The 20,722-nt window shown below is 61.6% G+C and carries 14 protein-coding genes; 9 read left to right on the top strand and 5 right to left on the bottom strand.

All coding sequences use genetic code 11. The annotated features are described in order from the left end of the window. The first annotated feature begins 57 nt into the window (after positions 1-57). The 5 genes from AC07UX_RS16110 to AC07UX_RS16090 all read left to right on the top strand — a co-directional run bounded on the left by AC07UX_RS16110 (position 58) and on the right by AC07UX_RS16090 (position 3,908). Positions 58-477 carry a helix-turn-helix domain-containing protein gene (locus AC07UX_RS16110; RefSeq protein WP_495193001.1) on the top strand — a complete coding sequence of 140 codons (420 nt, stop codon included), beginning with the start codon at positions 58-60 and terminating at the stop codon, positions 475-477. A gap of 9 nt (positions 478-486) precedes the next feature. Then, positions 487-1,137, top strand: a complete 651-nt coding sequence (locus AC07UX_RS16105) for a GntR family transcriptional regulator (protein ID WP_495193000.1) — start codon at positions 487-489, stop codon at positions 1,135-1,137. 152 nt (positions 1,138-1,289) lie between these two features. After that, a complete protein-coding gene (locus AC07UX_RS16100) occupies positions 1,290-1,424 on the top strand; it encodes a benenodin family lasso peptide (RefSeq protein ID WP_495192999.1) in 135 nt (44 codons plus the stop codon). A gap of 22 nt (positions 1,425-1,446) precedes the next feature. Continuing rightward, on the top strand, positions 1,447-2,151 hold the full coding sequence (locus AC07UX_RS16095; RefSeq protein ID WP_495192998.1) for a lasso peptide biosynthesis B2 protein: 705 nt from the start codon (positions 1,447-1,449) through the stop codon (positions 2,149-2,151). After that, a complete protein-coding gene (locus AC07UX_RS16090) occupies positions 2,148-3,908 on the top strand; it encodes an asparagine synthase-related protein (protein WP_495192997.1) in 1,761 nt (586 codons plus the stop codon). Before AC07UX_RS16095 ends, AC07UX_RS16090 begins: the two co-directional genes overlap by 4 nt. A gap of 10 nt (positions 3,909-3,918) precedes the next feature. Here the strand turns inward: AC07UX_RS16090 and AC07UX_RS16085 are convergent, their stop codons facing one another. The 4 genes from AC07UX_RS16085 to AC07UX_RS16070 form a co-directional block, all read right to left on the bottom strand. Next, on the bottom strand, positions 3,919-6,009 hold the full coding sequence (locus AC07UX_RS16085; RefSeq protein WP_495192996.1) for an Atxe2 family lasso peptide isopeptidase: 2,091 nt from the start codon (positions 6,007-6,009) through the stop codon (positions 3,919-3,921). Further along, positions 6,009-8,594 carry a TonB-dependent receptor domain-containing protein gene (locus AC07UX_RS16080; RefSeq protein ID WP_495192995.1) on the bottom strand — a complete coding sequence of 862 codons (2,586 nt, stop codon included), beginning with the start codon at positions 8,592-8,594 and terminating at the stop codon, positions 6,009-6,011. The genes AC07UX_RS16085 and AC07UX_RS16080 overlap by 1 nt, the downstream gene beginning before the upstream one ends. Positions 8,595-8,668: 74 nt before the next feature. After that, a complete protein-coding gene (locus AC07UX_RS16075; RefSeq protein ID WP_495192994.1) occupies positions 8,669-9,670 on the bottom strand; it encodes a FecR family protein in 1,002 nt (333 codons plus the stop codon). Then, positions 9,663-10,229 (bottom strand): RNA polymerase sigma factor, encoded by a 567-nt coding sequence (locus AC07UX_RS16070; protein WP_495192993.1) that lies wholly within the window; start codon positions 10,227-10,229, stop codon positions 9,663-9,665. Before AC07UX_RS16070 ends, AC07UX_RS16075 begins: the two co-directional genes overlap by 8 nt. A gap of 465 nt (positions 10,230-10,694) precedes the next feature. Between AC07UX_RS16070 and AC07UX_RS16065 the strand changes: the two genes are divergently transcribed. After that, positions 10,695-11,159, top strand: coding sequence for a sigma factor-like helix-turn-helix DNA-binding protein (locus AC07UX_RS16065; protein WP_495192992.1), 465 nt, complete (start codon positions 10,695-10,697; stop codon positions 11,157-11,159). Between the two features lie 531 nt (positions 11,160-11,690). Here the strand turns inward: AC07UX_RS16065 and AC07UX_RS16060 are convergent. Further along, positions 11,691-13,850 (bottom strand): KAP family P-loop NTPase fold protein, encoded by a 2,160-nt coding sequence (locus AC07UX_RS16060; RefSeq protein ID WP_495193021.1) that lies wholly within the window; start codon positions 13,848-13,850, stop codon positions 11,691-11,693. Between the two features lie 138 nt (positions 13,851-13,988). Between AC07UX_RS16060 and AC07UX_RS16055 the strand changes: the two genes are divergently transcribed. The 3 genes from AC07UX_RS16055 (at position 13,989) to AC07UX_RS16045 (ending at position 20,696) form a co-directional block, all read left to right on the top strand. Continuing rightward, positions 13,989-14,954: a DUF2971 domain-containing protein gene (locus AC07UX_RS16055; RefSeq protein WP_495192991.1), complete on the top strand. Its 966-nt coding sequence runs from the start codon at positions 13,989-13,991 to the stop codon at positions 14,952-14,954. Positions 14,955-15,393: 439 nt separating this feature from the next. Continuing rightward, on the top strand, positions 15,394-16,056 hold the full coding sequence (locus AC07UX_RS16050) for a hypothetical protein (protein WP_495192990.1): 663 nt from the start codon (positions 15,394-15,396) through the stop codon (positions 16,054-16,056). A gap of 5 nt (positions 16,057-16,061) precedes the next feature. Next, positions 16,062-20,696, top strand: coding sequence for an NACHT domain-containing protein (locus AC07UX_RS16045; RefSeq protein WP_495192989.1), 4,635 nt, complete (start codon positions 16,062-16,064; stop codon positions 20,694-20,696). Positions 20,697-20,722: the final 26 nt, after the last annotated feature.

The following is a 20,722-nucleotide window of genomic DNA, read 5'->3' as shown; positions in this document are numbered from 1 at the left end:
ACATTGGCTGAGTCGGAATATGCATGGATGCTTTGAGGCTTATTCAGGGAGGACCTGATGACCTCATATCAGGGCGACGCCTCTGAAGAAGGTGCGTCGATATTGGCCGAGGTCAAGTCGATCTCAGGTCGCCGTATTGAAGAACGTCGCAGGCGCCATCGCATGACCCAACGGCAACTGGCCGCCGATGTCGGGATCGGCGTGCGATGGTTGCGCGAAATTGAATCGGGTAACCCGAAGTCCCGGTTTGATGATCACATTGCGTGCGCGCACGCCCTCGGGTTGTCCGCCGCGCATCTTCTCATCCCCATGCTGTTCTTGGAGCATCATATGCACTTTCCGCGACATTTCTTCGTTGACGACATGCATGAGATCGAACGCCTCTGTATCGAATTTATCTCAAATCTGAACCTAAGGACCTTTCTCCAGCCTGGGGCTGGAGCGCGAGGACGATCCGGTTCCGGGCCGGCCGGATGAGTAGCGGGCATGGCACCCGAAGCACTGACGGCCGACCGGCTCCACCGCGACATCAAGGCGCTTATCCTACGCGGCTATTTCGGGGCAGGTTTGCCACTCACGGTTCACGCCATGGCAGAGGCGTTTGGCACGAGCATCTCGCCCGTCCGGGATGCACTCAATCGACTGGTGGGCCAAAGATTGGTCGAGATGCAGGGCGGCGGCGGCTTTGCGATACCGGCCATCACCGCGCGGAATACCTTTGATCTTTATGCCCTACATGCCGAACTGATCCGGGCGGCGGTCAAAGATGCGGAGAGTTTTGCAGCAGTGGGGCAGCCGTCTGCGCAGATTGTTGCGCGCGAGCCAGATCACCATAATGTCGCGGATGCCACGGCAAGCTTTTTCATCCGGTTGGCCGGCTGCTCTTCCAACATGGAATTGCAAGACGCGATCATGGGGCTAGGCGAACGACTCGCCGTCCGCCGCTTATGTGAAGGCGCAGCAAAGCGCCATGCCGCAGAGCTTGTCGCACTATGGAATCTGACTGAGAAAGGAAATAAAAGCGCTATACGAGGTGCCATGTGGCAATATCATCGCCGACGTTTACTGCGTGCGCCGGAGATTGCTGATGCCGCATCGAAATGGATATCGTCAGAATTTGACCCAGAAATCCTCTGATCCTGTCACATGGATTTGGGATTGAATTGAGCCGTAGGGCGCATCAAGCTTATAAGCTCCCAATTTGAGGACTTATAAGTTCGGATATAAGCTGGTCCATCTTTACAATCGACCGTGCCGCCAATCCCGGTGGTAGTTCGATGGAGATGAAGATGCAGAATATCCATGACAATGACGAGGTGATCGTCGATCTGGGTATCGCTTCGGTGGAAACGCAAGGTTCCGTCCGGGGCGATGTCGACCAGATCGGCCTGCAGCTGCTCGCAATGGGCATCGCCGACGACTGACCCTCGGGGCGCGCGCCATCACGTGGCGCGCGCCTTTCCGAGCGGGTGGCACCATATCATCGAGAGCTTCGCTATGGGATATCGGATTAGGCAGGGACTTGCCTTCTGTATCACGGGGGGTCGTTCGATCTTCCTGGATGTCGAGGCTGATCGATATTTTGGCCTCCAGCACGACTGGGACCTCGCCTTTCAGGCCCTGGTGGCTGATGGGTCGACAGGTCCTCAGCTTAGCGCACTTGTTAATGCCGGCATTCTGGTTGAGGCGGAACTCCAAGCTGAATTCATTGCGCCAGTAATAGTGGTAGCGAACCAGGAAATGGTCTCAGGCGCGCTGAAGCCAAGCCTGCGCCTCATAGCTAAATTCGTTATAGCGCAAATTCGCGCTGCGAGCGCGCTTCGCACCAAAGCGCTGGCCGAGGTACTGCAAGGGATCGACCAACGCGCTGCTGCTACGAGGGACGCTGCTGCGCCTGAAGCCGAACCGCGCTGGCAGCCATTGGTTGCCGCCTTCTTCGCATCGTCGCATTTGCGACCCAGAAGCGGTCATTGCCTCACAAACTCGATCGCGTTCATGCGTGTTGCCGGGTCATTGGGCTACAAGCCGCAGCTCATCTTGGGCGTTTGCGCCGCGCCTTTCTCAGCCCATTGCTGGGTTCAGGCCGGCGACTATGTTCTTAATGACCGGATAGAGAATATCCGCACGTTCGAGCCGATCCTCGCCCTATGACGCTCTTGCGCTATCTCATCCTGGTCGATCGATCCGGGGCGTCGCTGCCGCAGCTAGCCTCCAGGCTGCAGGAGACATTTCCTTTCCACGTCTCATTGGCCGAACATCATTGTCTGATCCTCATGAACGTCGAGGGCGAGGCGCTTCGGCTTCCCGGCGGAAAGGGCGTGGCGATCGGAACCGTTTTCCCGCGCCATGGTGCAGCGAAGCGGATCGATCACAACGACCATCAGTGGACAGAAGAGCTGGACGGTCCGGAGCCACTCAAAACCTTGCGCGACCACTATTGGGGCGGCTTCATCGCAGTGTTGGCGCGGAACGAGGGGCTCGAGCTGATCCGCGATCCAGGCGGCGCGATGCCATGCTATTTCATGGCGACATCGACGGGATGGGCTATAGCTTCTGATGCAGAGGCGCTTGTTCGCGTGGGTCTCTTGCGGCCACGCATCGCCTGGACGGAAATGCCGCGCTATCTCACTGCCAAGGATCTTCCGTCCACACGGACCGCGATTGAAGGCTTGCACGAATTGTTGGCCGGGACCTCTATCAAGCTTGGAGCGCGGCCAAGCGATCCGATGTGCTTTTGGTCCCCTTGGGACTATATTGGCGAACCCGACTGGTGGGATGGCGTAGACATGGCGGACCGGCTGAGGCGCGCGGTGGATCACTGCACTGCGTCGTGGGCATCCATTACGCAGCAGGTAATTTCCACCCTTTCGGGCGGCCTGGACTCTTCCGTCGTCGTCGCGGCCCTAGCGAGGGCCAACGTCGATCAGCAATGCATAACCCTTGTCACACAAGACAGGCTCGGAGACGAGCGAGACTATGCGCGCGCTATGTCAGCGCATGTCGGTGTGGCCTTGCACGAGCCCTATTTTGATTTGGCAGACGCCGATCTATCACAATCCGTATCCCGACATTTTCCAAAGCCGATCGGCACGATCCACGAAACGGCCTATCATGCCGCTGTTGTCCGCGCCGCCGACGGCATCGGAGCGGACGCTGTATTTACCGGCAATGGCGGCGACAGCATATTTTACAACAGCGCGTCCCTCCGGCCCCTCTTCGATGTCCTCTATGGCCAGGGTCCAGGGCTGCAAGCTTTGCGGACATTCGGGAATATATGCGATGTTACCCAGACGAGCCGGGCCTCCGCATTGCGCGAAACAGTGAAGTTTCTTGCCGTGGTGCGTCGCCCTTATGTCTGGCCTCAGGACATTTCGATGCTCAACGCCGATCTGGCAGCGGACGTCACAGCGCGCCGGGCGGCGCATGACTGGCTCGACAGTCAGCCAAGGGGCAGACCTGGCAAGGTCGGCCATGTCGCGCACCTCCTTAAGGTGCAAAATCATCTAGAGGGCTATATGCGGCCGTTCGGTCTGCCCATGATAAATCCCCTCATGTCGCAACCCGTGGTCGAGCTCGCGCTCAGCATTCCAACCTGGAGAATGCTGGAAGGCGGACGCGATCGGGCGGTAGTCCGCAGGGCTTATGCGGACGCGCTGCCCCCGGTTGTGCGCGACCGTCGTCGCAAAGGCAGTCCGAGTGGATTTGCCATGGCAGTGGTCGCAAGCAAGGAGAGTGAGGTGAGAGAGAGGCTTCTGGACGGCGCCCTCGTACGTCGGGGGTTTGTCGATCCAGAGCTTATCGAAGCGGCTATCCCCAAAGGCCCGGTCACAGGGCGGGCCTATGTCCGCCTGCTCATGCTCCTCGATCTTGAAGCGTGGATCTCGCATTGGCAGGGATTGGGAGGCTGAGGGCAGTCCCTCAGCCTCCATTCGCCCGACGCGACACCGAGGCTTGCTCTTTCAACTTCTTCCAGCCTTGTTGCATTTGCGCCCATCGATCGACCTCGGCAGCCTCCGGATCGCCGGATGCCGGCTTTTTTCCTCGAAGCCAGAAATCGAACCAAGAAAGATTGCGCTGGTAGACGCTGGCCCGGTGCGCTGGATGCCGTTTGATATGGAGCTCATTAGGGTAGACAAAGAGATCAACCGGGCTGCCGATCGCGCGCAACGCACGAACAGCTTCGAGTGCCACCAGATATTCTCCATCCGCCGCTTGCACGAGAAGGGGAAAGGCAACACGGCCGGCGTTGCGGGATAGCGAAATATCCGCCCACATGGCTGATTTATCGTCTGGTGACTTGGGCCACCCAAAACGCTCGTAGGTGGCCTGGATCGACGGGCCAAGCAGCCAGGTCTGGGAGGGTTCCCAGCAGCATCCGCTGACAGCAGCAGCGCTGAAGAGGCTGCTGTGCAGTGCCGCATATTGAACGGTTGTAGATCCATCGCTCAGGCCAGTAATCCCGATCTGTTCTGGGTGAGCCAAGCCGGCATCGATGAGTTGCCTCACCTTGATTTCGATTGCCGACATGATGCTGCGACGTTCGAGAAAGCCTTCATTCTGTCGGCGCTGCCGCTCTGTAGCCGAGAGGCCTTTTCCGAACAGCGGCGACCGGGGCCGCTGAATGCTGAGGACAAGATAGCCCGCGCGCGCGAACAGCTGAATGGGATATTCGTCACCCGTACCGCCCCTCAGAAATCCCCGGCTTTCATATTGGACGACTATCAGCGGATAGCGGTGTTTCGGCCTGTAATCGGGAGGGTAGACAAGATCTCCGAAACATTCGACCCCCTGGTCATTCTTCCAACGCAGCCGCTCCGTTCGGCCGAGGGCCAAGCGCTGAAAGGAAGGGTTGGGATCAAAAACCGTCCAGCTCTTCCCGGAACTGAGTGCAATACGGTCAAGATGGCGCGGCTGCCTCGAACTCTCTCGGCCGCATAGCACATCCTCGCCTATCGGTCCGCAGTTCAGGAGCAGGTCCGGGGTGGAATAACGCCGCCGGGGTTCCTTGCTACCGGCAGACCATTCGTAGATCGCCATTTCGTTGCTGGCCCAGCCCTCCCGACGCACGAACCGGACATCTCCGCTGGCGGAGAGCCATGGCTTGCCGTCGATAGCGGAGCATAGCAGGCTTTCACAGCGCTGCACCTTGCCGGCAACATCAATGGCAATTCGCTCGATGCCGGATTCATCTTCGACGGTCAGTGCACGGCCACCCGTAGGATCTCTGCCCTTTACGTCATCTGTCAGAAGCTGCTTTCGTTCAGCCTCGCTCGCGACGTGAATTACCCCTTCCTTCATACGGATTGTCCGATAATGATAGAGCGGCACACCAGCAGGAAAGGGAAGGCTGGATGCAAATGGGAAATAGCGATCGTCGAACCGGAAGCCTGACTTCGCCTCGTTCCTGATCGCCGATTGCTGCCGCCTGTCGTCTCTCGCTTGATAGACGATGCTATCGCCGTCAGGGGCGAAACGGAAATTCACGACGTCTTCCGCCGCGCTGCTTAATGGCCGGGCTATTTTTGACCTTTTTTCCCACACCCAAAGACCAAGGTGCCCCTCGACCGATTTGAGATAGGCGAGCCACTGGCCGTCAGATGACCAGCGCGGGGTAATCAGCTTCGTTACTCCCGTCGGAAAGCCGCTCTTCCCGTAAAACTCGTCGAAGCGAAAAAAAGAAGCGCCTCGACCTGCGTCGATGATGGTCGGAGTGCCATCTGGCTCAATGAGGATAATACCCGTGCAATAATCGTCGTCGGTCACGCTCGCCCGGCGTATGCTGACCGCGATCATGGTCCGGTCGGGCGACACCGCATAGAAGGGCCCGGATTCCATTTGGGAAATGGGACCGATGTCGAGCAGCTCGATAAGGTCTCGACCCTCAATGGGCCGACGTATGGATGACGGATCGCGCGGCTTCAGAAATTCAGCGCAATCCTGCTTCGCAGGTGCGGCCGGGACTGCGGCCGCACCTGCCCCGGCAATGCTCAGGACAAGGGAAATGAGCATTACCAAGCCTTGGACACGGTCAGACTGACGAGGCGACCTATCGCGGAATAGTTGGTGGCGTCATAGGTCGGGTTGGTCGCACTCGAAGCGATCCTTGATGGCTTCTCATTAAGGAGATTCTGTGCCGCAAGCAGGAAGGACCAGCCGCTGCCAAGGCCACTGCCGTGGGGTTGCCAACTGACCGTTGCATCCGCACTGTGGAAGCCGGAGACTTTGTAGACAGTCGTGGTCCGATTGTCGTCGGTGCCGCCGGTATAATTATAGGCCAGTGTTGCACCAACGCTGCCACGCCGCCAACTGGCGCTTGCACGTGCCCGCCAATGTGGCGGATTGAAGATTGTGCCCGCCCGAATGATGGTCGGCTGTCCTGCACTCAGCTTCTGATCGCTTTTGAGATAACTAGCATTTGCTTCGAGATTGAACGCGCTGCCGCCCGCCGAAAATTCATAAGAGGCCGCAGCATCGACGCCCCGGATATGCTGCTCGGCGGCGTTCTGAAGCTGGTTGAAGATGATAGCGGCGAGGTTTGCCGGGTCGTATGCGCCGGCGGTCTGGTTCTGGACGCCCAAGGGCAAGGAAGCGGTCGCCGCCAGCACCTGTTCAAGCGTGGGATTAAGCAGAATTAGGTCGGCATATTCCGGCCTGAATGCCTGTGTACTGTCCGCAATTGGCCGGATGACACGGTTCTTGTAGCGGACGTTGAAATAGCTGCCTTCGATCCGCAGGCCCGGGATGCTATGCGGTTTGACCTCGGCGGTCAGCGTCAGGGTGGTCGCCTTTTCAGGCTCCAGATCCCGACTGCCGCCGCTGATCTGCAAAACGTTTTGGCCGGTGGGCGGCGCGGGCAGGTAGAAGTCGGGGGCGAGCAGAGCGCCTTGCCGGACGGTGTTTTGCTGGCTGAGGGTAGGGGCTTTGAAGGATTTCCCCCAGGTCGCCTTCAGAATGAGATCACGGATCGGTTGATAGTTGACGCCGATCTTCGGCGTCGCAAGGCCACCGACCTCGTCATAGCGCTCATAACGCACTGCACCTGACAGCTGCAGCGAATTGATGAAGGCTATATCGTTGCCATCTGCGATCACAGGCAGAAATATCTCGCCATAGGCATAGGTGGCAGTCTGGGCGTCGGTATAGCGCAGCAGGGATGTGGTCGCTGCGGTGGTGACGCGCTGGATCGAGGCTTCTAGTCCATTGGATCTAAGCCCCGCCCCAAGTGCGAGGCGGGCGTCGCCGCCTGGCAGAGCAAAAAGCGGCCCTTCGCCGCTGATTTCAGTCGACCAAAGGTCATTCTTATAGCCTACATGGTTGACGGCAGCGCGCGAGCCCCCTGAGTAAATCTCGGCAACGATACGACTGTCGCTGATGGCGCGTGTGGCCCGCGCATCGACATTCCAGCCTCCGGGCAGCTTGAACTTTACCGCAGGGCTGATCGAGTAGCCCTCAATATCGGGGCGGCTGATCGTCCCGAGCTGCGTCACATCGCCCGTCGCGGTGAAGGGCAGGGCGGCAACCGACTTATGCCGATTATAATGCGCGTCGATCTCGAATTGGACTACATCGCCCAACGCCTGATGCGCAGCAAGGACCGCGCTGACCTGACGCTGCGAGGGCAGGAGAGTCATGCTGCGCTGACGCGAACGCATATAGGAGCGCTGCGAAGCCATGATGTCTGTCGCTTTATTATAGTCGCCCGCGATCATGAACCCGCCACCGGACCAACGGCGTCCCGTAACGGCACTGAACTGATGCTGCACGTCGCCGCCGTCGGTTGCGGCACCGAAGCGCGCTGTGGTCAAAAGGCCGTCATAATCGCGCCGGAGCAGGATGTTGGCGACGCCGCCCACGGCGTCTGAACCGTACAACGCGGACGATCCGTCAGCGACGACCTCGACACGTTCGACGGCGGCCAGCGGGATGGCGGAAATGTCGATCCCCTGGCTTACTGCATCATAGGCGACCCGATGGCCATTGAGCAAAGTCAGCGTCGCATCGGCACCGAGGCCCCGAAGGTTAAGGGCTGACGATGAGGTTGTGTTTTCGGATCCGGTCTGCAGGCTGGAGATGACACCAGGATTTTGGCCGCCGCTGAAATTCTGCGGAATATTGCGGACGTAGGATCCAAGGTCGCTATGTCCTAGTTCACGAATTTTCTCGCGGGAGGTGGCGATGACGGGAGAGGTCGGTTGCGCGCCCCGTATGCGCGAGCCTGTTACGAACAGCTGATTGTCCGCCGCGCCGTCTATCTCTTCCGAGCGCGACGGTGCAACTCGCCCCCGCAGGATGATGGTTTGCCCCCTGACCTCGGCCTCGAGACCCGATCGCGCCAGAAGGGCAGAGACGGCTTCTTCCAGAGTGAATTCGCCCTTGAGTGCTGGCGAACGGCGGCCATCCAGGGTTTTCGGGTCTGCGACCAGTTGATAGTCGTTAGCCTGGGCGATTGCGCGCAGGCCTTCGCCCAGCGACTGCGCGGGCAACTCGTAGTGGCGCTTTGCATCCTGCGCCGCCGCTGGCATCGCAGCCGCGCCTATGCACAGTGCGGCGCTGCCGAAAAGTGCGTTCCTAGCCAAACCCATGTCTGCCCCCATCTTTCAAGCCGCCTCTTTTTGAGGTTCGGTCGGGAAAGACAGGGCATGAGGGATTTGAAGCTAACGGCGCGAGATTATTTTTTAGAGGCGAGGATCAGCCTGTGCTTTTGCGACCGATCGATGGGAAGATTAAGATAGCCGCTGATCGCTTCGGCGACCCGCTCGATATCCCTGATGTCGATCTCCCCGAAAATCTCTCGCTCGCCAAGGCTGATCGGGGCGAGTTCGATCTTTGTATCGCTATAGCTGTTCGCTTCCGCGATCACTTCCCTAATCGGCACATTGTCGAAGCTCTTCACGCCGCTCATCCACTGCTGGTCTGACCTGCGCGCAGGCATGACAACAGATTGCGGCCTTTGTCCATGGCGCAGCGCCAGGATCTGACCGGGCTTGAGTGCAATGGTCTTTGGCGGCAGTGCGGCGTTGGCCAAAACCTGGACCACGACGCCGCCTTCTATGAGATGCACCGCGACAGTGTTGCGAAACAGAACATCAAAGACGGTGCCGGTGGCCCGCACCTGAATGCCGCCCGCCCGAACATAGAAGGGGCGTCCGCTGTCATGAGCGACGATGAAGCGGGCCCGGCCGCGCTTGAGGCTGATAGTCCTGCTATCGGCTGCCATGGATACCCCGAGGACCGTGTCGGTATCGAGGATCGCGCGGCTTCCGTCAGCAAGGTGGACAGTTCGCACCTCGCCCAGCCTTGTGACAAAGGTCGACGTGGGCCTGGCTTCGGCCAGCGGCGGGGCGACTTTCGATGGGCTCCGCAAGACCATGGAGGCCGAAGCCAGGAGGCCCAGGATGGATGCCGCGGCCAGTACCAGCGTCGGCTTGGTCCACCAGGGGCGTTGCCGCTGGCGAGAGGGTTGTGCGTGGGTTTGGAAGCTCGCAGCCGCATGTCCGGCGGCCTGAACGTCGTCCATGAAGTCGGTGTAGAGGGCCTGCCGGGTCGGTTTCTCAGCGATCCAGTCTGCAAGGGCCTCGGCATGGAGGTCGGGCTCGTCCAGCATGCGCAGCACCCAGATCTCGGCGGCCTGCTTGTCCTGCGGCGTGATTTGCTCGTTGACGTCAGTCATTGTCCGCCTCCTTGTGGGCGGTGATCAGGCGAATGGCCTTCAGCATATGTTTCTGAATGACCCAAAGGGGCTCCTCGAGATCATTCGCGATCTGACGGTAGCTAAAGCCTTCGACCCGATTGAGAAGAAAAATTTCCAGCGTTCTCGGCGGGAGTTGTTGGAGGATCGCCGTCCAATGGGCAAGTTCCTGGCGTGCTTGCAACTCGCGGTGGGGGTCGAGGTGGGAGGTGCCATGATAGCCCTCGTCCAGTTCGGTCGATCGGCGCGATAGCTGCGTTGAGCCTCGCGCTGCATGATTACGTAAGAGATTGGTGGCTATTCGTGTCAGATAGGCGCGGGGGCTGTGCAGGTCTGGGTGAGGGGCCGCGCGCACGAAACGCGTCAACGTTTCCTGGCTAAGGTCGTCGGCGTCCGCCGTGTTGCCAAGCTGTCGGTTGAAGAAGCGCAACAGGCGCGGTTTTTCACGTCGGTAGAAATCGGAGAAACTGAAGCGCTCGCCGCTGTCGTTGCTCGTGATTTGAAGATCGATCCTTCGACCTTCGCGCTCGCCTTGGCCCATTCGTCGCACCTATGTCCACTCGGGGCGACGGCCAAAGCCGGATGTTGGAAACCTGTCTTGCGGCAGGCGCATGCGCCTTTACCGTTGCCGGCTGGACATGCGCGCATGCCACCCGGCCCCAGTGAAACTGTGACCGAGCTGCAAGAAAGAGGTTTCCACGCCCCACTTCCGGGCTTTTTCCGAAAGCGGTCCCAATGTGCCGGAATGTCTGGTGAGCGCAACCCTAAAGAGTGGATCTGTGACGTTTTGGGAAATCGAGCTGAGAGAATTGAGGGGAAAGAGAGAAGGTGGGCGGCTGCCCGCTGTGCGGTCATCGCGCTCTTGCCTGCGCGGCGTGCCGCCGCGCAGGCCGGGCTCGGCTGCGCCGATCCCCGCCCTTGGGGCTGCGATCGCTGCCGCAAGGATGGGCTGGTGATGGGGGTGTGGAATGGGTGGGAGACATGATGCTGAGAGTGGTTCAGGCACATGCTGCTGGATCGGGCATCACGGCGGCGACACCTCTATCAACTGCGCCATCCGGACGTGCCGAAGGGGAGGGGAGGATTGGAAAGGGATAAAAATCTCTTTCGAGGAATATCCGTCATGTCCATCTTCCACCATGCCAGCCGGTTTCTCGCTTATGCCCTTGTTGAGTTACGAAACCTGGCTGGCGACGAGCGCTGTGCCGCGCGGATCGACCGATATCTTGCGCGATGCGGTACGGGCGACATAGCCGAACCGATCGGTCTGGGAGGCGGCGAGGCAGGCGCGCGGGTAAGGGAAGCCTCGGCGCAGATGCCGCCGTTGACGCGGGCTGTCCTTGCGGTAGTGGTTGGCCGCAGAATGACCGTGGCGCAGGTGTCGCGCGGGTTTGGCATAAGTGAAAAGCGGGTCTGCTGGCATTTTCGTCGCGCGATCTCGATAGTGGCGGAACATCGAGATATGAGCTGAGCCTGCTCTTGGAGGCGCTGTGGCGGACCAACCGCACAGCAATGAGCGCGGCCCAGGCTGTATTCTATTTCGGGTGGAAGGGCGGGTCGGCCAGTCTGACTTTCGGCAAGGACTGGGACTTTGCGCTCGGTCCGCTTCAGAGCACATAGCCCAAGAAAGCTGACGCTCCCGATATACAGATTGCCGTCAGTGCTTTGGCTGCAATGCGCCCCATTTTCGGTCATTCGAGCCACTGCGATCCGATCCCGAAAGCTGACGGAGCCGCTTAGCCACGGATGTCGCTTCAAGAGGGTAACGGGCGCCCTTCGCAATGAGCAATGAGCGGGGCCCCTGAAACGTGGATGATGATGCTCTAGCCAGTCGCTCGAGCCGCAGTCATCGGTTCCCGCAACTCGACAGAAGACTGCGCAAGGTCATCGTCGGTTACCATTGATCGCCCTGAACCCTGGTCGGTAGCTGCCGGATCTTTTGGAGCTAGATGCGCGGGAGAAGGATTTCCGCAGGCGCGGCAAACTTGATGCCGTGGCGCTGTTAGTCGCGTCCCTTCAATCCGATCAGGAAATGCTCGGCAGCGCTGTCCGCATCCACGCCATCCGCAACCATCGCTTCGGCAATGACCTGAAGGCGATCGACATCGAGCAGTTCAGATAGGCTCGCCCGATTCACGGTATAGGTCCGCTGGCTCACCATGTCGCCAAAGGAGAAGGATGTTCCTTCGCCCGTGAAGGTGCGCATCAGCCAGGGTGCGAAGCCCGGCTCGTCGAAATGCTCTGAGATCCAGTCGTGCACGGTCTCGACGCTCGTCAGCCGCGCCCATGCCCACATCATACCGGCCGCGTCGTCGAACTCCTGCAAGGCGCCCGACTGCGCATCGCGCGCAAGCCTTGCGGCAAGTCGCTGTTCGAGATCGACGACCGCCTCGAGCGACAGGCCGCGCTCATCCTCCGGCTTCGCCTCCTTGTCTCCGGCCCGGCCATGTTCAACACTCATCGAAGTGACCATATAGGTCGCGAAGTTGAGCGAAGGGCCATCGATCGCCTCCCCCAGCAAAGCCGCCCGCTGATCGGGGCTGAGCTTCTCAAGCACCGGCTCAATTGCGAAAGAGATCGCCCAGCGCACCGGCAGATCCTCGGGCGTGCGCCAACCATCAACGGGATTGAAGAACAGGTCGGCCGCCGCCAGCAGCGCGCGCGCCGTCCGCTTGGCTTGTGATTCAGGCACATCCCCTGCCTGCGCCATCAGGGTGTTGAGCAGAACACTCGCGCGAGTGCCGCCGGTCCGGCGCTCGGCGGCGACATAGGTCTTGATCATGTCCCGCGTCTTCCCAGGATCGTCATATGTCGCGCGCAGAGCGTCGAGTTCCGCACTCGCGATGATGCCGTCACCCAGGCCGAGGTTGAAATAGACCGGGAACCGCCGCTTGGAAGAGGCTCGGCGATCCCGCTCGATCTTGCGCCAGTCACCGCCGTGCCACGTATTTGCGAAAATGGCGTCGAGACTGGGGAACACATAGGGCAGCGCGCGCTTGACGCGCGCCCGGCGGCTTCCGTCGACCGTCGCCAGCAACTGGTCGCCGAATGCCTGCCGGTCTTCCTGCCGCCCTTGCTGAGGCTCGGCACCGGTCAACTCATCGGGATGGTTCCGGATGAAATGATACAGCGCCGGCTCGAACAGCCGCATCGTCTCGATCGCGACGAAGTCCGACACATCGACTTCCCCTTTGACGGCCGGCCACGCCATAGCGATCGCATTAGCCAAGCGCCCGACATCGCGCGCCGTGCGCAGCCAGGGTGCCACCGCACCGTGGAGAATATTGCCCCATCGCACGACATCCGGCACCGGCTCGTCGCCCACGATGGCACTGAGACGCTGCAGGAAAAGGCGATTTAGATCGGTCTGCGCTACCGGCGGCAGGTCGAACGAGGCTTGGACGATCTTCTCAAGCCATTCCGGCCCATCCGGGTCCGACGGCCGCTCGAGCGCCCGCACCGCAATGTCGCGATCGAACACCAGCAGATAGGTAACTCGCGGCAGGTCGGCGACCGACTTCACCAGCCTAAAGATCTGACGGACCTCATCAGCGACCAGACGATCAACGTCGTCGATGATGACCACGATATTGCGCTTCTCTGCCCGCAGCGCGTCGGCAAGCGTGTCACGGACATCCTCGAGGCTGCGCTCCTCGGGAATTTCCTCACCCGCAGCCTTAATCGCATCAGCCACCGGCTTGGCGAGGCCGCCGACCGGCGTGAAGGCAAGGGCCGCCGAGACCAAATCTGTCGCGCCCGTCACTTTCCTGGCGATCAGGCGAAGCCCATCGCGCACGCCCCTCGAGAGCTTTTGGCCGATCGATGCGTTCAGCTCACCGAAAAATGCCCGCGTCAGGTCCTTCTGTTCGGAAAACCACCAAGGGTTGAACCGCACGATAATCGTTTTCGCGTCCTGATCGAGCGCGCCTTCGCCCTTCTCGAGCGCGTCGACCACCATGTTGACCGCCGACGTCTTGCCGCTGCCCCATTTGCCATGGATTGCAATCACAAGCCCGTCATCGCCGGCCCGCGACATAAGCCCCGCGGCAATGGCCTCGGCAAAGTTGCAATAACCGAGTTCATCTTCGACCAGCCGCGTTCGCGGCCGATCGGCCGTCATCGAAACCGCAGGCTTATGATCGTCGGAAGCGGCTCCGGTCATGATCTGCAAGTGTCCCCCGAATATTGGTGATGATCATTGCCGAGATAGTTTCGGACGAGCTCCCCACAAGAGCGACAATCTAATAGCGCGCTCTCCGCGCGGGCTGTTTGTACGAGGTCGCGATGCTATGTCACAAAGATGCAAATCGATCCAAACTATATGGCACTCTCCGACGCCCTGTTCGGCTATGCGCTCTCGCGCACCGCCGAACTTGGCAGTCCGGGAAAGAAGCTCGCCCACTACACGAGCGCCGAAAACGCGCTGAACATCCTGACCGGCAAGAAGATTTGGCTGCGCAGCGCCGCGGTCATGAACGATCATTCCGAAATCGAGCATGGCCGCGCTATCCTGGCAGCCTGCCTCGACACCGACCTAGGCCAGCGCTTCTGGACCGTGCTGGACAGAGGGCACGCTGGCTTGGCGAAGCGCGTCCGCGACCGCGTGGCTGCGTCGCGGCAACGGCCGCGGGATCGCATCTTCATGGTGTCGCTCAGCGAGCATGACGAAACCGATCGGCTCGGTCGCCTATCGATGTGGCGGGCATATGGTGGGCCGACGGCGGGAGCGGCGATCATCTTCAACACCGAAATTTTCGATGATGCCCAGATCAACCTGATGTCGTTCGCAAGCCCCGTCCTCTATGGCGGCACTCAGGTGTTCGCGCCGCAATTCGAAGCGGTGATCGCAAAGCTGGAGGCGGGACCGCATCTTCTGAACGGCGTCTCGGCCGACGTCGCGTTCAACGCCGTCGCTTCGGCACTCGATTTTGCGATCCTGTCGACCAAGCATGTTGGCTTCGGCGAGGAACGCGAATGGCGCGTCATCCACCTTCCGTTCGATTACGCCTCGGCCTCGGTCACCGAAAGACTGGTCACCATCCGTGGCACCCCGCAGCTCATCTACGAGCTGCCGCTGGTCAACCAGCCGGGGATGAACATGCCCAAATTGACCTTGGACCGTCTGATACACACAATCATCATCGGCCCCGCGCTGCACGCCGAGACATGCCGTTGTGCGCTGGTGGAAGCTTTACGCATGAACGGGGTCCAGCAACCAGAGAACCGCGTCGTTGTCAGCGATATTCCTCTGCGCCAATGGGGGTAATGTCCCTTCGTCACTGGTGGGCCACCATAACATCCTTTTCGAGCGATTGGTTTACCGGACTGACAAACCCCCTTTTGGAATTCCCCCGTGAGAACGTGAGGACCAGTTGAGGACATCGAGCACAGGGGAAACCATGTGAAGACAGTGCGCTTCGCCATAACGCACGGATTCCCGGTGCAGATGGAGGGAGGGGGACGCATGAGCATGCGATTCAGGGTCATAGATTGGCTGGAAACGGTCGAACTCACTATATGAGTTTGCCGTAAATCATGCAATGAGAGGGGCTGTTTCCTGGACTCGGTCGGCGACTTCGCAGCGCTTTTGTCTATGATGGCCAGGATAGTCGATGTCGGTCCCCCTCCACCAGGGACCATGATGGCGGAGACTGCAGGCCGGGTGTCCAAAGCCCGGCCCCGGCCGCCCAAGCAGGAGATATTTGATGGCAACCTCACCCCAGACCCGCAAAGCAATCGCCGACAGCGAGAATGCGCTTCGCGACACGCTCTGGACCGACGCCGCCGACCGGCTCTGGGCGCACAAGACAAGTGGCGGGTTCGTTATCACTCCCAAGACCATGCCCTATGTCTGCCGCATACTTGACGAGATGTCGAAGGACCATCCGCTCGCCTCCACCTATGAAGCGCTCTGGTCCTACACCTGGGCGAACAACGCCTTCCTGCGGTTCAATAAGCCCGATGACCTCACCTTCGCCGCCGGCTTCAGCGGCCAACGAGGTCGGCGGACCCTGCTGGAGCGCATGCGCCGGCTCCAGCTGCTCGGTTTCATCGAGACCCAGCCCAACGGCAACGAGACGTTTGGCTTCATCTTTCTCCCAAACCCGCACGCCGTGCTGTTCAGGCATCAGGCGGGCCAGGGTACACCCTTGCCCGACCCGGCACCTAAGGGCCTCAGCACCCATATCTTGCCGGCCAGTTGGAACGCGTTCGTGGCGCGCGCGCTCGATCTCGGCTGCAAGGATGTGAAGCTGCTGCTCAATCCACCGCCGCCAGCACCGGTATCAGCGGCCGCACCTGCCGTGCCGGCGGCACTGACATCTCCCAAAGTCCTGCGCCGTCGTCCCAAAGCTGCAACCAAGGCCTGACCATTATGGCGGTATCGAAGGTTCTGACGCCCGCGGGGCAGATCAAGGGAGCGATTCTCACGCTCAAGGACAGTGGCGACAATGGGTTCGAAGGCCTGATGGCGGCGCTGCTCGGCGCCGTGACCCACTTGCCGTTCCGGCTGGCCGTTTCGGGAAGCCAGGACGGCCAGGATGGTCGCGGTGACGGGGTTGACGGATCGATTGCGTTCGAGGCCAAACTCTACACGTCGAAGCTCACCAAATCAGTGGTCAACAACAAGGCGACCGAGGTGCTTGCCAGCGCCGATCCGCCCGATCTCTGGATCCTCGGCGCGACCGTCGGCGCGTCCGCTCAGATTGTCACGACCCTGCGCGCCGCCTTCGCCAAGGTCGAGACCAGTCTGCTGGTGCTCGACTGGCCGGCCAACACATCGCTGCCACCGCTAGCCTTGCTGTGCGCCATGGCACCGGACACCTGCGCCGATTTCATCGACCGTCATAGTCAGACTGGCATCGACCGGGCCGCATTGCTGGCTGCGCTCAAGGCGCTGGCAGCAGCGCCGGGTTTTGCCGCGCGTGCCACCGACCTCCGCAATAGGCTGGCCGATCCGTTGCTCGGTCTCGCAACGGCCCGCGCCGCCAATCATGCTACCTATGGGCGGCTCTTCGCGAGGACAGACGAGGCCCGGCATCGTTTCGGACAACCACTGGCGCCTGCGGCCAGCCACGCTCTTGCACCGATAGATCGAGCGCGACGCGTCGAGCTCGATACAATTCTGACAGCGCCGCCGGTCCCGGGGATCATCGCTGTGACCGGCGACCAGGGCTGCGGCAAATCCTGGCTCGTTGCGCAAGCCTGGCTCGCTCTGGCGGATGCCCCGTTCCTGATCTTTCTAACGGCGGCCGAAGCGGTCGCCGCAATGACCTGCGCGCCCCAGGAACTTGTCGCACGCCAGTTGATCGAGCATTCGGACGGGGTGCCAACAAGCGCGAGCCTCGATCGCTGGGCAAAGCGCCTTGCACGATGGCGCGCACGGCCCGCGACCGCGCCACGGCTGCTGCTGGTGATCGACGGGCTGAACGAGCGCGCGCGGACCGACTGGGCACCTTGGCTGTCGCGCCTGACTGGCTACGTCGCAACGATCGGCGGATGCGTGATCGTCACCAGCCGGGCGCGCTATTTCAAGCGGATCGACGACCGTTTCACCGTACCGCGGCGCACGATCACGCTTGGTGACTTTACCGATGCCGAACTCAATGCTGCACTCGCCGCGCATGGGATCGCACCCACACAAATCGCCAAGCGGGTCCGGTCATCGCTGCGCAATCCGCGTATCCTGGGGATCGCGCTCGAGCTCCTCGGCACGGCGCAGATCGGCGTCGCCGAGGAACTCAGCATCGAACGGCTGTTGTTCGAGCATGTCCGCACTCATGCCAGCGACCCCGCCGACGGCGAGACGCCCTGGCAGTTCAAGACCCTGCTCGCCGATCACGCCCGGCTGATCCGCGAACGGATCGAGGGTCAGGTCACCGACGACCGGCTGATCTTCGCCCATTATGACTTCGCAGATGCGCCGCGCTTCGATCTGCCGCGCGACCTCTTGCCAGTGGTCGAGGAGCGTTTCTTTGTCGGGGTCGAGGGCGATAGCGCCCTCTACCAGCTGACCGAGGACGGCCTCGTCTATGCGCTCGCCATCGCGACGATCCGCGAGCTTCAGAAGGCCGAGCGCAATGCCCGGTCAGTCACCGAGCGCCTCGCCGAAATAATCGAGCCGGTCGCCGCGCTCGACCTCGTGACCCATGTCCTGTTCGCCGCAGCGCTCATCGCCAGCGTCGACGCCGAAGTCAGTCCGGCAATCGGTGCCGCCTTGCTGGCGCGTCACGCGATGCAACAAAATGCCGATGAGGACAGCTATCCCGCTTATTGTGGCATTGTCCGCAACATTCCGGCGGCGGCGCTCGATGCGCTGTTCGCGCTGGCCATCGGCGAGCCCCATGTCCAGCACAAAGAATGGCTGGTCGATGCGCTGCGCCGTGCGCGCGCCGACCGGGCAGCCTGGGGGATCATCGCGGCGCGGCTCGATGCATGGCTGCGCATCTATTCGCTCAACGCTGCGCATGGCCTTATGCCGGGCGAACGCGATGCCACGAAGCGCGCCGAAGCAAAGGCGGAGACCGAAACCAAGATCGCGACCCGGCTTGGCGACATGACGCCGTGCGAGCGCGCGATCCTCGCGCGGATGACCCGCGACGATCGCGTCGATGGAACCGCGCTTAGCGAGGATATCTTCGCGATCCTGGCCGGCATGCCGCTGCTCGATTTCGCCGACGGGCTGATGTGCTGGGCGTTCGCCCGCTCGATCAACGGTGGCTATCATGTGCCGTGGAAGGACTTCGCCTTCGTCGTCCAGCATAACCGGATCGACTGGTTCGAAACGCGCGAGGCGCTGCTCGCGGCCGCCGCCTGCTTCACCGCCGCCGATGCCTCGCGTACCGGCCAATGGGCGCTGGTCTCGATCCTGCGGGCCACCGGCGATGCCGACGATGGCAGCCGTGCGGAGATCATCGCCAATGCGCTGATGCCCGAATGGGAGCATTTTCAGGGCTGGCGGCTGGTCGAGCGCTATTGTGCGACCGATCCGTGTGATCCAGCCTCCGAACGACCCGACATGATCGATGACACCGCCGAGCGCATGGGGGCGCTCGATCCCAAGGCCCTGGTCAGGAACCGCTGGACCGGCGAGCATGAGCACTTCCTGAGCGACGCCGCACCGGGTCTCGCACGCTTCGCACCCGATAACGTCGTCGCGATCAACCGGGCCGTGGTCAGCGACATGCTCGAGCGCCCGAGCAATATCGCGACGCTCGGCGTTCCGTTGCTTGGCAGTGCCACCGTGCTTATCGAGCCGGATACAGTCGAGGCAATGGCCGCGCGTGCCGCCGCGCTGTCCCATCCCAAGGAGCCGGTAGGGGATGCCGACACCAAGGACTGGGTCGTTTCGCAATATCTTCTGGTCACCGCCTTCGCCCATCTCGACGGCGACGCCCAGGTCCAGGCGCTCATCGATCTGCCCGAACACGGACCGCCGCTGGTCCAGCTCGACAGCGTGTTTCATCCGGCGAGCGCCGACATGGTCGATCGGCTGGTCGACCACGCGACTGCCTCGAGCGAGGAGCATCGGCTGCTGATGGCGCTGGCGTTCGTGCGCGGGTCGGACTCACCGATCAGCCGGGAGACACTCGCGAAAATCCGGTTGTTGACCGATCATCCCAAAGGGTCGGTTCGCGGTCTCGCGCTCCAGATATCGGCGGAGCATCCCGACGACGCACAGCTTATCGCCTTCGTGGCGAGCGGCTGGAGTGCCGCGACCCATCACCCGCGCGAGCATTTCTACGAACGCTGGCATGGCTCGTCGATGATCATCGCCGCGGCGAAGCGGGGCCTGTTGAGCGGAGCCGAAGCCGTCGCGCGTATCAGCCCCGATCGCTATGGCGCGGCAGCGGAAAAGCTTGGTGCCGCCGCCGTCGGTACGTCACTCGCCAGCCTGATCGGTCAGGCCACCGCGCGCGTGCTCGAAGCGGTGATGCCGTTCCGGCCACCGCGCGTTTCGTTGAGTGACACTGCCGATGCCGACGCCGTCGCCCGCTTCTCGCTCGAGGATGACGACGCCGATTTGCCGGATGACCAGCGCTTCGCCCGGATCAACGAAAGCGACGAGGCGTTCGCCGCGCGCCAGAAGGCCGGGTGGGATCGCTTCCAGGCGTTCGAAGCTACGCTCACCAAAAGCGGTGCCGAGCTGATCCTGCGCGATATCGGCTCGAATGCGATGCGCGCGATCGCCGAAACCGACCTCGCCGCGCTTCAGGCCATTGCCAGGCAGTTGCTCGATGTCCCGACCAGCCGGTTGCCGCGCATCGCCAATCTCGCCTCTCGCGTCGCCCGGGCGCTGTCCACCGCAGACCCGGATCTCGCCGTCGCGCTGTTCCGCCGTTGCGCTGGCCACGAGGCCTTTGTCCGCATCACGCGTTCGGCGGGTTCGATCCCGCTGATGACCTGGGATATCTGGCACAGCGAGGATTCTGGCGCGATGGAGGCGTTGCGTCGCGACCGGCTCGCGCGCTGTTCGAGTGACCACGCGCTGGCAAGTGAAGTGCTCGCCGCCTGCCATGCCGGACGGCAATCCTGGCTGGAAGATTATGCAACGCGCGAGATCGCGACCGGCCATCCCGTCGCCACCTCTCGGGCGCTGACGATCCTTGGCTTCGCCGATGAGAGCGAGACCGCCGGCGCGACGATCGCGCGGTTCGACAATCATGGCGGAATGGTCGGGCGGGCCGCCGAGGCAGCGCGGTTCGCCTATGATCGCAACCGCTGGTCACGCATCTGGTATCAGCGCCTCGCCGAGACCGGCGACCGCGTCGACTTCTGGCGTTATGGCACCTTGCTCGCCAAGATCGCCGATGCCCGCATGGTGTTGTGGACCGGAGACTATGTGGAAGGCCCGCTGCTCGACCGGTTCGGCTATTCGCTCAACCGGCCGATCGAACGCCGCATCGAGGCGTGGAAGAAAAAGCGCGACGGCAAATTGTTCGGCCAGGACCAGCCACGAGATGTCTATCTCGAACCCGCGCCCGACGGCTTCGATCTGAGCGAGGAATGATTTGCGGTCCTGCGAAATGGTCGGAG

It is taken from the genome of Sphingobium sp. GW821-FHT02B05 (assembly GCF_059421905.1).
The sequence above is the reverse complement of the archived record's forward strand: the minus strand, read 5'-3'. Positions and strand labels throughout refer to the sequence as shown.

Coding starts and splice junctions, on each gene's coding strand:
- AC07UX_RS16060 (WP_495193021.1), bottom strand. CDS start 13,850: ATGACCGGAGCCGCTTCCGACGATCATAAGCCTGCGGTTTCGATGACG.
- AC07UX_RS16110 (WP_495193001.1), top strand. CDS start 58: ATGACCTCATATCAGGGCGACGCCTCTGAAGAAGGTGCGTCGATATTG.
- AC07UX_RS16070 (WP_495192993.1), bottom strand. CDS start 10,229: ATGGGCCAAGGCGAGCGCGAAGGTCGAAGGATCGATCTTCAAATCACG.
- AC07UX_RS16080 (WP_495192995.1), bottom strand. CDS start 8,594: ATGGGGGCAGACATGGGTTTGGCTAGGAACGCACTTTTCGGCAGCGCC.
- AC07UX_RS16100 (WP_495192999.1), top strand. CDS start 1,290: ATGCAGAATATCCATGACAATGACGAGGTGATCGTCGATCTGGGTATC.
- AC07UX_RS16085 (WP_495192996.1), bottom strand. CDS start 6,009: ATGCTCATTTCCCTTGTCCTGAGCATTGCCGGGGCAGGTGCGGCCGCA.
- AC07UX_RS16045 (WP_495192989.1), top strand. CDS start 16,062: ATGGCGGTATCGAAGGTTCTGACGCCCGCGGGGCAGATCAAGGGAGCG.
- AC07UX_RS16065 (WP_495192992.1), top strand. CDS start 10,695: ATGCTGCTGGATCGGGCATCACGGCGGCGACACCTCTATCAACTGCGC.
- AC07UX_RS16055 (WP_495192991.1), top strand. CDS start 13,989: ATGCAAATCGATCCAAACTATATGGCACTCTCCGACGCCCTGTTCGGC.
- AC07UX_RS16105 (WP_495193000.1), top strand. CDS start 487: ATGGCACCCGAAGCACTGACGGCCGACCGGCTCCACCGCGACATCAAG.
- AC07UX_RS16090 (WP_495192997.1), top strand. CDS start 2,148: ATGACGCTCTTGCGCTATCTCATCCTGGTCGATCGATCCGGGGCGTCG.
- AC07UX_RS16075 (WP_495192994.1), bottom strand. CDS start 9,670: ATGACTGACGTCAACGAGCAAATCACGCCGCAGGACAAGCAGGCCGCC.
- AC07UX_RS16050 (WP_495192990.1), top strand. CDS start 15,394: ATGGCAACCTCACCCCAGACCCGCAAAGCAATCGCCGACAGCGAGAAT.